This is a genomic window from Phenylobacterium sp. P4_E10 (assembly GCF_056401675.1).
In genome coordinates, this window is record NZ_JBFUIW010000011.1 from 1 (window position 1) to 13,153 (window position 13,153).

The following is a 13,153-nucleotide window of genomic DNA, read 5'->3' on the forward strand; positions in this document are numbered from 1 at the left end:
CTGCGGCCCCGGCCGCCGCTGCGGCTCCGGGTGCTGCGGCTCCCGCCGCGGCCGCTCCGGCCCCGACCTCCACGCCCGCCGCGCCCGCCGCGGCGCCGGCCGCGAAATGAGCCTAGGACACAGTAAGATGGCACAAGCCGCAGCTCACGATCATCACGACGAAGCCGACCACAAGCCGGGCTTCATCTCGCGTTGGTTCTTCTCGACCAACCACAAGGACATCGGCACGCTCTACATCCTGTTCGCCATCATGGCGGGCCTGGTGGGCGGCGCGCTGTCCGGCCTCATCCGCTGGGAACTGGCCGAGCCGGGCATCCAGATCTTCAAGGAAGGCTCGTCCATCCAACTGTTGGGCCTCGTGGAGCAGTCCAAGCACGGCTACAACGCCGTGGTCACCGCGCACGCCCTGATCATGATCTTCTTCATGGTCATGCCCGCCATGATCGGCGGTTTCGGGAACTGGTTCGTGCCGCTGATGATCGGCGCGCCGGACATGGCGTTCCCGCGCATGAACAACATCTCGTTCTGGCTGTTGGTGGCCGCGTGGGTGCTGCTGGTGACGTCGATGTTCGTCGACGGCGGCCCGGGTAAGGGCTTCGGCGGCGGCTGGACGGCCTATCCGCCCCTGTCGACCTCTGGTCACACGGGTCCGGCGATGGACTGCGCGATCCTCGCGCTCCACCTGGCCGGCGCCTCGTCGATCCTCGGCGCCATCAACTTCATCACCACCATCTTCAACATGCGCGCGCCGGGCATGACCCTGCACCGGATGCCGCTGTTTGTGTGGTCGGTGCTGGTCACCGTCTTCCTGCTGCTGCTCTCGCTGCCCGTCCTGGCCGGCGCGATCACCATGCTGCTGACCGACCGGAACTTTAAGACGCACTTCTTCGACGCGGCCGGTGGTGGCGACCCCATCATGTACCAGCACCTGTTCTGGTTCTTCGGTCACCCGGAAGTGTACATCCTGATCCTGCCGGGCTTCGGCATCGTCAGCCACATCGTGTCGACCTTCTCGCGCAAGCCGGTGTTCGGCTACCTCGCGATGGCCTACGCCATGGTCGCCATCGGCTTCATCGGCTTCATCGTGTGGGCTCACCACATGTACACGGTCGGGATGAGCATCAACCTGCGCGCCTACTTCGTGGCGGCCACCATGGTCATCGCGGTGCCCACCGGCGTGAAGATTTTCTCCTGGATCGCCACGATGTGGGGCGGCTCCATCGACTTCAAGACGCCCATGCTCTGGGCGATGGGCTTCATCTTCCTGTTCACCGTCGGCGGCGTGACCGGCGTCGTGCTGGCCAACGCGGGCATCGACTACAGCCTGCACGACACGTACTACGTCGTGGCGCACTTCCACTACGTGCTGTCGCTGGGCGCGGTGTTCGCCATCTTCGCGGGCTTCTACTACTGGTTCGAGAAGATGTTCGGCGTGAAGTACCGCGAGTGGCTCGGCCAAGTGCACTTCTGGGTGATGTTCGTCGGCGTGAACCTGGTGTTCTTCCCGCAGCACTTCCTGGGCCTGCAAGGCATGCCGCGTCGCTACGTCGACTATCCGGAAGCCTTCACCTACTGGAACCACGTTTCGTCGATCGGTTACCTGGTGACCCTGGCCGGCGTGGCTGTGTTCCTGGTGGTCCTGATCGACGCGATGGTGTTCCGCCGCAAGGCCGAGGCCAACCCGTGGGGCGAAGGCGCCACGACGCTGGAATGGACCCTGTCGTCGCCGCCGCCGTTCCACCAGTTCAACGAACTGCCGGTGGTCAAGCCGGACCTGCACTAGGTCCGGCTCGGTAGAAACTTCTGCGGGGCGCGGGCTGGGACATTCCAGCGCGCGCCCTTCGGTCGTTTTGAGAGTATTCTAATGACCATGTCGCCAGCCCTCTCCCGCTCCAGCGCGCCCCCGCGGTGGCAGGACTACGTCCAGCTGCTCAAGCCTCGGGTGATGTCGCTGGTGATCTTCACCGCAATCACCGGCCTGGTCTGCGCCAGCTCGCCGATCAACCCGGTGTTGGGGGCGGTGGCGATCCTCTGCATTGCGGTCGGAGCGGGCGCGTCCGCCTCGCTCAACATGTGGTACGACGCCGACATCGACGCGATCATGCGCCGCACCCGCGGCCGGCCGGTCCCGGCGGGCAAGGTGCAGGGCGCGGACGCCCTGGCGCTCGGCATCGTACTGTCGCTGTTCTCGGTGATGCTGCTGGGCATGACCACGAACTGGCTGGCCGCTGGCCTGCTGGCGTTCACGATCTTCTTCTATGCGATCGTCTACACGATGTGGCTGAAGCGCTCGACGCCGCAGAACATCGTCATTGGCGGCCTGGCCGGCGCGCTGCCGCCGGTGATCGGTTGGGCGGCGGCCACCGGCACGGCGCCGCTGAACGCCTGGCTGCTCTGCGCCATCATCTTCATGTGGACCCCGCCGCATTTCTGGGCGCTGTCGCTCTACACCAGCGAGGACTACCAGAAGGCCGGCGTGCCGATGATGCCGGTGACGGCGGGCGCCAAGTCCACCCGCAAGCAGATCCTGATCTACAGCCTGCTGTTCGTGCCGCTGTGCATCGTGCCGGCGTTCACCGGACTGGGCGGGTTGACCTATCTGGCGGTCGCGGGCCTCGGCGGCCTGGTGTTCCTGGTTCTGGCCTGGCGTGTGTTCAAGAGCCGAGCCGGCGAGACCGGCGGCCAGCGCAACGACGATGGCCTCTACGACGTCAAGGCCAGCTCCAAGGACGCGCGCAACCTGTTCGCCTTCTCGATCCTCTACCTGACCCTGTTGTTCGCGACGCTGCTGGCCGAGCACCTGCTCGACCTGCCCGCCGTTGGAGTTTTCTCGTGAACGAGCCCACGCCCGATCCTACCGCCGAAGCGCGCGCCCGCCGTGGCCGCAACATCGCTCTGGCGCTCGGCCTGGTGCTGTTCGTGGTCCTGGTCTTCGTGGTGACGGTCGTGCGCCTGGGAGGCAGCGTTGCCCATCGACCCCTCTAGCGGCGATCTCCGAGCCAAGCGCAATCGCAAGGTCGCGCTGATCTGCGCCGGCGGCTTCGTAGCCATGGTCGGCGCGGCGTTCGCCTCGGTGCCGCTCTACAAGGCGTTCTGTCAGGTCACCGGTTTCGACGGCACGGTTCGCCGCGCCGAGGCCGCGCCCGACAAGATGCTGGAGCGCAAGCTGCTCATCCGCTTCGACGCCAATGTCCGCGAGCTGCCCTGGACCTTCACCGCCGAGCAGACCTCGCAGGAAGTGCGAATCGGCCAGACCGGCCTCGCGTTCTTCAAGGTCACCAACAACGGCGACAAGCCGATCACCGGCCGCGCGATCTATAACGTCGTGCCGGAATCGGCGGGCGCCTACTTCCAGAAGCTCGAATGCTTCTGCTTCTCGGACCAGACGATTCCGGCCAAGACGACCATAGAATTCCCGGTCGTCTACTTCGTGGATCCCAAGTTCGCCGAGGATTTCGAAACCAAGGGCAAGGGCGAGGTGACCCTGTCCTACACCTTCTTCCCGTCGGTCGAGGCGCAGCGCGGCGAAAAGCGCGCAGACGCCACGCCGTCAAAGCACTCATCCGCCCTTGGCGTTCCGGCCAAGGCGGGGCTATAGCGTCACGCGAAATGTCATGCGCCGGTCCGAGAGAGGGACAGGCGTCTGTAAGATCTAAGAGGGGTTAGGACCGAAATGGCCCACGGCGAAGTTAAGCACGACTACCACCTGCTGCCGCCCAGCCCATGGCCGTTGGTCGGGTCCTTGTCCGCGACGGTGATGGCGCTTGGCGGCGTGGCCTGGATGAAGGGCCTGTTCGGCATTCCGCAGCACAATCCGTGGCTGTTCTTCGCGGGCCTCGCCGGCGTGCTCTACACGATGTTCGGCTGGTGGTCGGACGTGGTGAAGGAATCCAAGGCGGGCGACCACACGCCGGTCGTCTCGATCGGCCTGCGCTACGGCATGATCATGTTCATCGCTTCGGAAGTGATGTTCTTCGTCGCCTGGTTCTGGATCTTCTTCGAAATGGCCCTGTTCCACGGCCACCGCACCCTGTCCTCGATTGAGGAAGTGCGCACCGCCTGGGCCACTTGGCCGCCCGCCGGCATCGAAACCGTTCCGGCCTGGAACCTGCCCCTGGTGAACACCCTGACCCTGCTGCTCTCGGGCACCACGGTCACCTGGGCCCACCACGCGCTGCAGCAAGGCGACCGCAAGGGCACCAAGATCGCGCTGACCCTGACCATCATCCTGGGCGCGCTGTTCACGTCCATCCAGGCCTACGAGTACCACCACATCCTCGAGCACAAGTACTTCTTCGGCGCCGAGGGGCAGGCCAACTCCGGCCTGTACGGTTCCTCGTTCTTCATGGCGACCGGCTTCCACGGCTTCCACGTCCTGATCGGGACGATCTTCCTGGCCGTCTGCCTGATCCGCCTGCTGCGTGGCGGTTTCACCCCGCAGAAGCACTTCGGCTTCGAAGCCGCCGCTTGGTATTGGCACTTCGTCGACGTGGTCTGGCTCTTCCTGTTCGCCTTCATCTACGTGGTGTTCGGCGGGGCGGGCCACTAGGCCCGCCATGGACAGCCCCAATCCGCTCCTGGCCGGCCTGCGTGGCCGCTGCCCGAATTGCGGAGTGGGGCGTCTGTTCTCAGGCTTCCTGACGGTCGCTTCGGCCTGCGACCACTGCGGCTATGACCTAGCCAAGGCCGACTCTGGAGATGGTCCCGCGGTCTTCGTGATCCTGATCGCGGGCTTCCTCTGCGCCTTCGCCATGCTGTTCGTCGAGATGACGTTCAAGCCCCCGATCTGGGTGCATCTGGTCGTCTTCCTGCCCCTGACCCTAGCGGTTTGCATCGGCCTGCTGCGTCCGCTGAAGGGCCTGATGCTGGCGGCCCAGTTCGCCAACCACGCCTCGGAAGCCCGGCATGACTGACCCGTCGCGGCGCTTCCCGATCGGCCTCACCATCGCCGTCGGCATATCCCTCATCATCCTGCTCAGCCTGGGCGCCTGGCAGCTGCAGCGCCTGGCCTGGAAGGAAGGACTTCTGGCCCGCGTCGCGGCCCTGCAAGCGGCGCCCGCGACCTCGGGCGAGGCGGCTCTGGAGCGCATGGGCGCCGGCGCCGATCTTGACTTCACCCGTATTCACATCATTTGCCCCGGCTTGGCCGCCGCGCCCTCTCTGGAACTGTTCTCGGTCCGCGACGGTCAGGCGGGTTCGCGCCTGATCTCGGCCTGTCACGCGGCCGGCGGTCCCTATCGCAGCATCCTCGTCGACCGCGGCTTCGTCCGCGACGACGTCTCGGCCCGACCGGCCGTCAATGTCTCCGATCGCGCGCCAGTGGAGATCGTCGGCGTCCTGCGTGCGCCGGAGGCCGGCAACAGGTTCAGTCCGCCCAACGACGTCGCCGCCAATCGCTGGTACGTCCGTGACACCGCGGCGATGGCGCAGGCCCTGAAGGTCGAGAAGCCGGCTCCCATGTTCCTGATGGCCGAAACCTCCTCCAACCCGGAGTGGAAGGCGCTCGATCCGGCGCCGCTGCCGGCCGAAATCTCCAATCGCCACCTGGAATACGCCGTGACCTGGTTCGGCCTTGCCGCCGCCCTGGTCGGCGTCTATGCCGCCATGCTCTGGCGGAAGTGGAAATCTTGATGCGGTACGTCTCCACCCGGGGCCAAGCGCCCTCGGTCGGCTTTGTCGATGCGGTGCTCTCGGGCCTGGCGCCCGATGGCGGGCTGTATGTGCCCGAAGAGTGGCCGACCTTTACCCGCGACGAGATCGCCGCCTTCGCCGGCCGTCCCTACGCTGAGGTCGCCACGGCGGTGCTCGCCAAATTTGTCGGTGATGAGATCGATCGCGAGACCTTGGGCGAGATGTGCGCCGAGGCCTATGCGAGCTTCACCCACGCCGCTGTCGTTCCGGTCCGTCAGATCGGGCCAGGCGGCTTCATCGCCGAACTGTTTCACGGCCCGAGCCTGGCCTTCAAGGACGTGGCCATGCAGCTGCTGGCGCGGCTCTCGGACCATGTCCTCGCCGCCCAGAATCGTACGCAGACCATCCTCTGCGCCACCTCCGGCGACACTGGCGGCGCGGCGGTTGAGGCCTTCCGCGGCCGTGCGAACACGAAGATCGTGGTGATGTTCCCGGATGGCCGGATCTCCGAGGTCCAGCGCCGCTTCATGACCACGGCCGCCGAGGACAACGTCCGCTGCGTCGCGGTGGCCGGCGACTTCGACGATTGCCAGGCGATCCTGAAGACTTCGCTGGCCGACGCCGGTCTGAAGCAGTCGGTCGGCCTGTCGGCGGTCAACTCGATCAACTTCGCCCGCATCGTCGCCCAGAGCGTCTATTACTTCACCGCAGCGGTGGCGCTGGGTGCGCCGCATCGCGAGGTGGCGTTCGCCGTGCCGTCGGGCAACTTCGGCGACGGCTTCGCCGGCTATGTCGCCAAGCGCATGGGTCTGCCGATCGCGCGGATCATCATCGCCACCAACTCCAACGACATCCTCGCTCGCACCTTCGAGGACGGCCGTTATGTCCGCGGCGTCACCGCTCCCACCCAGTCTCCGGCCATGGACATTCAGTCGGCCTCGAACTTCGAGCGGCTATATTTTGAGTGCGTGCGCCGCGACGGCTTGGAGACCGCCCGCGCCTTCGCCGCCTTCGCGGAGACCGGCGGTGTCGATATCCCGCCGCAGGCCCTGGCCACCATGCGCGAGACCTTCACTGGCGTCGCGATCGGCGAGGGGGACACCACCCGGACCATCGTGGCGACCCTGCGCGAGACCGGCGAACTGATCGACCCGCACACCGCCGTCGGTGTCGCCGGGATGCAGCGGGCCCGAGCCGCGACCACCGCGCCGATCGTCGTGCTGTCGACGGCCCACCCGGCCAAGTTCCCGGAAACGGTCGAGGCGGCCACCGGAGAGACCCCGGTCATGCCGCGCACTGCCGCCCATCTGGCCGGCAAGCCCGAACGTTTCGACCGCCTGCCGGCTGACGCCGACGCCATCAAGGCCTATGTCAGGGCCTTTGCGGAAGGCTGAGGCTCTGCCCAACATCCACACTCTGAAGAATGGGGTTCGCGTCGTCTGCGATCCCATCGACGGGCTCGAAACCCTGGCCCTCTCGGTCGTCGCCGGCCGCGGCGCCCGCTCCGAGGACCCGCATCGTTCCGGCTGGTCGCATCTGCTCGAGCACATGGTGTTCAAGGGGGCGGGCGAACGCTCGGCCAAGGATATCGTTGAGACGATCGAGGCCGAGGGCGGCCAGATCAACGCCGCCACCGGCTATGAGCGCACCAGCTTCCAGGTCCGCGCCCTGAAGGGCGGCCTGGACCTCGGTTCGGCGGTCCTCGCCGACCTGGTTCAGCGGCCGACCATGGATGGGGCGGATCTGGTGCGCGAGATCCAGGTCGTCGGCCAGGAGATCGCCGAGGCGGCGGACACTCCGGACGACCACGTCTTCGAAATGGCGCAAGAGGCGGCTTTCGACGGTCAGCCGCTGGGACGCCCGATCCTCGGCACCGACGAGTCGATTGCCCGAGCCGACAGCGCCAGCCTTTCGGAATGGCGCGCCGCGCTTTACGCTCCCGACGCCTTGGTGATCAGCGCCTCTGGCGCGGTCGATGAGGACGAACTGCTGGCCCTGGCCGAGCGGGATTTCGGCGACGTGGCGGGGCAGGGCGCTCCCGCGCCCACCGGCGCCCGCTTCGAAGGCGGCGCGCGCACCTCCACGCGGCCGCTGGAGCAAGCCAACCTCGTCTTCCTGCTGCCGGCCGTCGGGGTCCGGGATGAGGCCTACTTCGCCCTGCGCCTCTATGCCGAGATACTCGGCGGCGGCATGGCCTCGCGCCTGTTCCAGGAAGCGCGGGAGAAGCGCGGCCTGGCCTATGCGGTCGACGCCTATTCCGAGACCTATGCCGATACTGGCGTGCTGGGCGTCTTCGCGGGCTGCGCAGCCAAGGATGCGGCCGAGCTGGCTAAGGTCGCGGCTGGCGAGATCAAGGGTATGGCCGAGCGCATCGAAGCGGGGGAACTCGCCCGAGCCAAGGCCCAGCTGAAGGCCTCGATGTTCATGGCCCGCGAGCAGCCGCTGTCGCGCTCGGAACAGGCTGCCGCGCAGGTGCTGCTGTTCGGGCGCACTCTCGCTCCGACTGAACTCGCCGCTCAGATCGATGCGGTGAGCGCAGATGACCTGACGCGATTGGGTGCGGCGATCCTGGCGCCGCGCCGCGCCGCCGCCAGCGTGCTTGGCCCCAAGGCGGCGACCAAGGCGGCCGACGCCTTCCAGAAGGCGCTGTTCGGCTAGGTCGGATGCGATCTTGACGCGCGCCCCCGGTTCCCGCGAGTCTCGGACATGGCCTTGCTGGATTGGATCGCGCCGGAGAGCGGCTTGCGCATCGAGGGGGACGGCGTGCGCCTGCGGCCGCCCCGCGCCGCCGACTTCGCCGAGTGGCGCGAGCTGCGCGCCCAGTCGAAAGACTTCCTGCAGCCTTGGGAGCCGACCTGGCCGGACGACGATCTGACCCGTGCGGCCTTCCGCCGCAGGCTGGCGGCCTACGGGCGTGACCGAGAGGCCGGAACAGCCTTTCCGTTCTTCGTCTTCCGCTCGCGCGACGATGCGCTGACCGGCGGCATAACGCTCTCCAACGTTCGTCGGGGCGTCGCCCAGATGGGTTCAATCGGTTACTGGTGCGGCCAACCCTTCGTCCGCCAGGGCCAGACCCTGGCTGCGGTGCGCGCCTTGGCGGTGTTTTCCTTCCGCACCCTTGCCCTGCATCGGCTGGAGGCGGCGTGCCTCCCCAGCAACGAGGCGTCTCGGAATCTTCTCAACCGAGCCGGGTTTCGCGAAGAAGGGCTCGCCCAGGCTTATCTGAAAATTAACGGCGTCTGGCGAGATCATGTGTTGTTCGGTCTCGTGTCTCCCCTGCGGATGCACGAGGAACCGGACGAAGGAGTGTCTGTTTAGCGCGCTTCGGCTGTCGTGGGCCGGACCGCTCTGCGGCGCGTTGGCCGAGATGTCTTGAGACAATGCCGAACGATCGTTGGAGCTGGGACGCAACCGCGACCTTGGAGGCGCTAGGCGCCGCTGATGTGGCGCTCTGGCTTTGGGAGCCCGAGAAGGATCGCCTTCACCTGACCGGCGCCTCGCGCGCGCTGGGTCTGGGTCCGCTCGCCCCTGAATGCTCGTCCGCGGCCATGCGCGCGCTCGCCCTGCCGCCGGACCGCGCCCTCGCAGAAGATGTGCTGCGCGTCCAGGAGCCGGGCACCGAGATTTCCGTGCGCATGCGCATGCGCGGCGGCGGCACCTGCATCTGGCGCGGTGTCTGGCTCGAAGAGGGCCTGCGCGCCGCCGGCGTGGTCGCCCCGGAAGCCAAGTTTGCCGCCTCCGATCAAGACAGCCTCACGGGCTTGCTCGACCGCAAGAGTTTCGTCGCTCACGCCCGCGAGCGCCTGCAGCGCCCGGGCCAACACGAGCTGGTGGTCGCCGACCTCGATCGCCTGCGCCGCCTGAACGAGGCCCTCGGCCACGAACGCGCCGACCTGGTGCTTGCGGCGCTGGGCTCGCGCCTGGCCGCGGCCTTCCCGCCGCACGCCCTGCTGGCCCGCGTCGGCGAAGACGAGTTCGCGGTGCTGACCACGGTCGGCCGTCCGTCCGCCGCCGAAACCCTACGCCAAGCCCTGGAGCAGCCCCTGCGGGTCGCCGGCTTCGATATCCATCCCACCCTCTCCATCGGCGCCGTGGAGGCCATCGGCGGGGAGGACGCGCCCGAGGCGGCCGAACTTCTGCGCCGGGCTGAACTCGCGGTGGAAGCCGCCAAGAGCGGCGGACGCGGCGGCGCGGCCGCCTACGGCCGCAGCCTGGAAAGCGATGGGCTTTCGCGTCTGGCGCTGGAAAGCGACCTACGCGGCGCCATGGGCCGCAACGAGATCGTTCCGTTCTATCAGCCGATCGTGCGCCTCTCGACCGGGGCGCTGTCGGGCTTCGAGGCGCTGGTCCGCTGGCGCCATCCCCGACGCGGCCTGCTGACGCCGGATCAGTTCCTGCCGCTGTGCGAGGAAATGGGCCTGATGAGCGAAATCGGCGCGCTGATGATGCGCCAGGCCGGCAACCAGCTGGCCGTTTGGCGACGCGACCACCGCGCCGCCGGCGAACTGACCGTCGCGGTCAATCTCTCGACCGGCGAGATCGATCGTCCCGACCTGATCTCCGACGTCCTCGCCATCCGACGCGAGACGGGTCTGCCGCCTGGCGCGCTGAAGCTGGAAGTCACGGAAGGCGACGTCATGCGCGATCCGGACCGAGCCGCCGTCGTGCTGCGCGACCTGCGCGAGGCCGGCGCGGCCCTGGCGCTGGACGACTTCGGCACCGGCTTCTCGTCGCTCAGCTACCTGACCCGCCTGCCATTCGACACCCTGAAGATCGACCGCTACTTCGTGCGCACCATGGCCACCAACGAGGGCTCGGCGAAGATCGTCTCCTCCGTGGTCAAGCTTGGTCAGGATCTGGCGCTGGAAGTCGTCGCCGAAGGCGTCGAGAACGCCCAGATGGCCCGCCAGCTGCTGTCGCTCGGCTGTGACTACGGTCAGGGCTTCGGTTACGCGCCGGCGCTCTCGCCGCAGGAAGCCGAGGTCTATCTCAATGAGAGCTATGTGGACGGCGCCGCACCGGTCAAGGCGCGAGGCTAGAGGGCTCTAGGCGCGGCCGGCGGTCGAACTGAGCAGGCTGGCGTCGACGCCGATCTTGGCCAGCGCCCGGGACCACTTGTGCGAATGGTCGCTGCCGAAGACCAGCTCTTCGTCGGGCTCGCAGGTCAGCCAGACGTTCTCGCGGATTTCCCGCTCCAACTGGCCTGCGCCCCAGCCGGCATAACCGAGGGCCAGCAGGGCGCGCCGCGGCGCATGGCCGTGGCCGCCCATGGCTTCCAGCACCTCGCGGGTGGCGGTCAGGGCCAGGTCGTCGCCGACCGCCAGGCTGTGCTCGCCGGCCATGTAGTCCTCGGTGTGCAGCACGAAGCCGCGCTCGCGATCCACCGGACCGCCTAGCAGCACCAAGTCGGGCGCGAGCTCGATCGAGGACTTCACGTCCAGGCGGCTCAGCAGGTCGGGCAGGGTCAGGCCCTCAACCGGCCGGTTCACGGCGATGCCCATGGCGTGTCCCTCGTCATGGGCGCAGATGAGCACCAGGGCGCGCTCGAAGCGCGGGTCGCCGATGCCAGGCATGGCGATCAGCATCTTGCCGGTAAGGAACGCGCCGTCTCCCATGCCCCGAATGTGACGCTGATCGCGGCGCTTTCAAGTCTTAGCGTTACACAAGGCCGTTGATGTGCTCGTCCAGCACGCTATCTGGTGGTCTTGAGACTAGGGAGAGAAGCACATGACCATCAAAGTCGGCGATAAGCTGCCCGCCGCCACCTTTTCCGCCGGGACGCCGGAAGGACCCAAGCCGATGACGGTCGACGAGATCTTCGTCGGCAAGAAGGTGGCTCTGTTCGCAGTGCCTGGCGCCTTCACCCCGACCTGCTCGGCGCGTCACCTGCCGGGATTCAAGGACCACGTGGCCGACTTCAAGGCCAAGGGCGTCGACGCCATCGCCTGTATTTCGGTCAACGACGCCTTTGTGATGAAGGCTTGGGGTGAAAGCCAGTCGATCGGCGACTCCATCCTCATGCTTGGCGACGGCAATGGCGACTTCACCAAGGCGCTCGGCCTGGAGATGGACGCCTCGAAGTTCGGCATGGGCGTGCGCTCGCAACGCTACTCGATGATCGTCGAGGACGGCGTGGTGAAGGAGCTCAACGTCGAGGCTCCGGGCGAGTTCAAGGTCTCGGCCGCGGACTACATGCTGGCCCAGCTTTGACGAAGACAGCCCGCAGTGTCGGATCGCGACGCCGCGGGCTGGACGCCGGCCGACTTGACGCGGCCGCCCAGTGGGTTCGAACTGGATTGAAAACAACGAACTCACCAGGGAAGAAGCGTCATGCCGTATGTCGAAGGACAGACCGTCCACGACGCCGACAGCCACGTGATGGAGCTGCCCGGCGCGATCCTCTCATATGTTGATCCCGGTCTGCGTGAGGCCTTCGCTGAGAAGACCGCCAAGCGCACCGCCCTGGCCGACTGGGCCGACAAGGCCAGGCGGCTGCACGACGACCCTGAGTTCCGGGCCGGCGACGAGGCCAACCTTCTCCTGCGGAAGAACTACCAAGCCCTAGGCGCCTTCCGGAACGCCGACCGGCCGCGGGCGCTCGACCTGCTAGGTTTCGCCAGTCAGCTGGTCTTCACCACCGACGCCCTGGGCAACTATGGGCTCGAGGAGCGGGGCGAGGTCGAGCTGGCTCTGGCCGGGGCCCGTGCGCACAATCGCATGATGACCGAGTTCTGCGGCGTGGATCGCCGGCTGCTGGCGACCGGCTATGTGCCGCTGATCGACCGCGCGCGGGCGCCCGAGATCGCGCGCGAGGCCGTCGCCATGGGTTGCAAGGGCCTGATTATCCCCTCTCGCCATCCCAACGGACATTCGCCCAGCCATATCGAACTCGACCCCGTCTGGGCCATCGCGGAGGAGGCCGGCGTGCCGATCCTCTTCCACGTCGGCGGCGAGGAGAAGATGCATCACGACTACATCGAGAACGGCGGACCCCAGGTCCTGGATTTCCACGGCGGGGCCGAGAACTTCACCTCGGTGACCTTCATGGCCATTCCGCTGTCGCTCTGGCAGACGCTCTCGGTGCTGGTTATCGACGGGGTGTTCGACCGCTTTCCGCGCCTGAAGTTCGGGGCGATCGAGCTGGGCGCCTCATGGCTTCCCAGTCTGATGCGGTTCATGGACTCAGGGGCGGCGGCGTTCGGCCGGGAGGACCGGCTACAGAAGCTTTCGGGCAAGCCGAGCGAGATCCTCCGCCGTCAGCTGCGGGTCACACCCTATCCGCACGAGGACGCCCGTTGGATCATCGAGAATTCCGGCGAGGAGATGTGCCTGTTCTCCTCGGACTTCCCGCACGTCGAGGGCGGCCGCAATCCGCTCAAGCGCTTCAACGACAATCTGGACAGCGCGTCGGAGGGGGCCAAACGCGGCTTCTACCGCGACAACTTCATCGACCTGATGGGCGCGGGCCTCGACGCCTCGCTGCACGACCTTCCCGGACTGGCCGCCGCCTGATCGCGGTGGA

At 67.2% G+C, this 13,153-nt stretch carries 14 protein-coding genes; 13 read left to right on the forward strand and 1 reads right to left on the reverse strand.

Annotated elements, in window-relative coordinates; translation table 11 throughout:
- Positions 1-127 precede the first annotated feature (127 nt).
- The 11 genes from ctaD (at position 128) to AC1DQJ_RS13635 (ending at position 10,670) form a co-directional block, all read left to right on the forward strand.
- On the forward strand, positions 128-1,783 hold the full coding sequence (ctaD, locus tag AC1DQJ_RS13585; RefSeq protein ID WP_477604125.1) for a cytochrome c oxidase subunit I: 1,656 nt from the start codon (positions 128-130) through the stop codon (positions 1,781-1,783).
- Positions 1,784-1,864: 81 nt separating this feature from the next.
- Entirely contained in the window at positions 1,865-2,836 is a 972-nt protein-coding gene (gene cyoE / locus AC1DQJ_RS13590; RefSeq protein WP_477604127.1) for a heme o synthase, read from the forward strand.
- On the forward strand, positions 2,833-2,985 hold the full coding sequence (locus AC1DQJ_RS13595; RefSeq protein WP_477604129.1) for a hypothetical protein: 153 nt from the start codon (positions 2,833-2,835) through the stop codon (positions 2,983-2,985). Before cyoE ends, AC1DQJ_RS13595 begins: the two co-directional genes overlap by 4 nt.
- A 64-nt stretch (positions 2,986-3,049) precedes the next feature.
- Positions 3,050-3,598 carry a cytochrome c oxidase assembly protein gene (locus tag AC1DQJ_RS13600; RefSeq protein ID WP_477604471.1) on the forward strand — a complete coding sequence of 183 codons (549 nt, stop codon included), beginning with the start codon at positions 3,050-3,052 and terminating at the stop codon, positions 3,596-3,598.
- A gap of 75 nt (positions 3,599-3,673) precedes the next feature.
- Positions 3,674-4,549 (forward strand): cytochrome c oxidase subunit 3, encoded by an 876-nt coding sequence (locus AC1DQJ_RS13605; RefSeq protein ID WP_477604131.1) that lies wholly within the window; start codon positions 3,674-3,676, stop codon positions 4,547-4,549.
- A 7-nt stretch (positions 4,550-4,556) separates the two neighbouring features.
- Positions 4,557-4,913, forward strand: a complete 357-nt coding sequence (locus AC1DQJ_RS13610; protein ID WP_477604133.1) for a DUF983 domain-containing protein — start codon at positions 4,557-4,559, stop codon at positions 4,911-4,913.
- A complete protein-coding gene (locus AC1DQJ_RS13615) occupies positions 4,906-5,631 on the forward strand; it encodes an SURF1 family protein (protein ID WP_477604135.1) in 726 nt (241 codons plus the stop codon). Before AC1DQJ_RS13610 ends, AC1DQJ_RS13615 begins: the two co-directional genes overlap by 8 nt.
- Positions 5,631-7,025 (forward strand): threonine synthase, encoded by a 1,395-nt coding sequence (gene thrC, locus AC1DQJ_RS13620; RefSeq protein WP_477604137.1) that lies wholly within the window; start codon positions 5,631-5,633, stop codon positions 7,023-7,025. Before AC1DQJ_RS13615 ends, thrC begins: the two co-directional genes overlap by 1 nt.
- Complete coding sequence (locus AC1DQJ_RS13625) at positions 7,000-8,289, forward strand: M16 family metallopeptidase (RefSeq protein WP_477604139.1); 1,290 nt, start codon at positions 7,000-7,002, stop codon at positions 8,287-8,289. The genes thrC and AC1DQJ_RS13625 overlap by 26 nt, the downstream gene beginning before the upstream one ends.
- 48 nt (positions 8,290-8,337) lie before the next feature.
- On the forward strand, positions 8,338-8,949 hold the full coding sequence (locus AC1DQJ_RS13630) for a GNAT family N-acetyltransferase (protein WP_477604141.1): 612 nt from the start codon (positions 8,338-8,340) through the stop codon (positions 8,947-8,949).
- A gap of 62 nt (positions 8,950-9,011) precedes the next feature.
- Positions 9,012-10,670, forward strand: a complete 1,659-nt coding sequence (locus AC1DQJ_RS13635) for a putative bifunctional diguanylate cyclase/phosphodiesterase (RefSeq protein WP_477604143.1) — start codon at positions 9,012-9,014, stop codon at positions 10,668-10,670.
- 6 nt (positions 10,671-10,676) lie between these two features.
- Here AC1DQJ_RS13635 and AC1DQJ_RS13640 read toward each other — a convergent pair whose 3' ends face one another.
- Positions 10,677-11,246, reverse strand: coding sequence for a YqgE/AlgH family protein (locus AC1DQJ_RS13640; RefSeq protein ID WP_477604145.1), 570 nt, complete (start codon positions 11,244-11,246; stop codon positions 10,677-10,679).
- Positions 11,247-11,358: 112 nt separating this feature from the next.
- Here AC1DQJ_RS13640 and AC1DQJ_RS13645 point away from each other — a divergent pair, with 112 nt between their 5' ends.
- Positions 11,359-11,841: a redoxin family protein gene (locus AC1DQJ_RS13645; protein ID WP_477604147.1), complete on the forward strand. Its 483-nt coding sequence runs from the start codon at positions 11,359-11,361 to the stop codon at positions 11,839-11,841.
- Positions 11,842-11,961: 120 nt separating this feature from the next.
- A complete protein-coding gene (locus AC1DQJ_RS13650) occupies positions 11,962-13,143 on the forward strand; it encodes an amidohydrolase family protein (protein WP_477604149.1) in 1,182 nt (393 codons plus the stop codon).
- The last annotated feature ends 10 nt before the right edge of the window (positions 13,144-13,153 follow it).

Coding starts and splice junctions, on each gene's coding strand:
- ctaD (WP_477604125.1), top strand. CDS start 128: ATGGCACAAGCCGCAGCTCACGATCATCACGACGAAGCCGACCACAAG.
- cyoE (WP_477604127.1), top strand. CDS start 1,865: ATGACCATGTCGCCAGCCCTCTCCCGCTCCAGCGCGCCCCCGCGGTGG.
- AC1DQJ_RS13600 (WP_477604471.1), top strand. CDS start 3,050: ATGGTCGGCGCGGCGTTCGCCTCGGTGCCGCTCTACAAGGCGTTCTGT.
- AC1DQJ_RS13605 (WP_477604131.1), top strand. CDS start 3,674: ATGGCCCACGGCGAAGTTAAGCACGACTACCACCTGCTGCCGCCCAGC.
- AC1DQJ_RS13610 (WP_477604133.1), top strand. CDS start 4,557: ATGGACAGCCCCAATCCGCTCCTGGCCGGCCTGCGTGGCCGCTGCCCG.
- AC1DQJ_RS13615 (WP_477604135.1), top strand. CDS start 4,906: ATGACTGACCCGTCGCGGCGCTTCCCGATCGGCCTCACCATCGCCGTC.
- thrC (WP_477604137.1), top strand. CDS start 5,631: ATGCGGTACGTCTCCACCCGGGGCCAAGCGCCCTCGGTCGGCTTTGTC.
- AC1DQJ_RS13625 (WP_477604139.1), top strand. CDS start 7,000: ATGTCAGGGCCTTTGCGGAAGGCTGAGGCTCTGCCCAACATCCACACT.
- AC1DQJ_RS13630 (WP_477604141.1), top strand. CDS start 8,338: ATGGCCTTGCTGGATTGGATCGCGCCGGAGAGCGGCTTGCGCATCGAG.
- AC1DQJ_RS13635 (WP_477604143.1), top strand. CDS start 9,012: ATGCCGAACGATCGTTGGAGCTGGGACGCAACCGCGACCTTGGAGGCG.
- AC1DQJ_RS13640 (WP_477604145.1), bottom strand. CDS start 11,246: ATGGGAGACGGCGCGTTCCTTACCGGCAAGATGCTGATCGCCATGCCT.
- AC1DQJ_RS13645 (WP_477604147.1), top strand. CDS start 11,359: ATGACCATCAAAGTCGGCGATAAGCTGCCCGCCGCCACCTTTTCCGCC.
- AC1DQJ_RS13650 (WP_477604149.1), top strand. CDS start 11,962: ATGCCGTATGTCGAAGGACAGACCGTCCACGACGCCGACAGCCACGTG.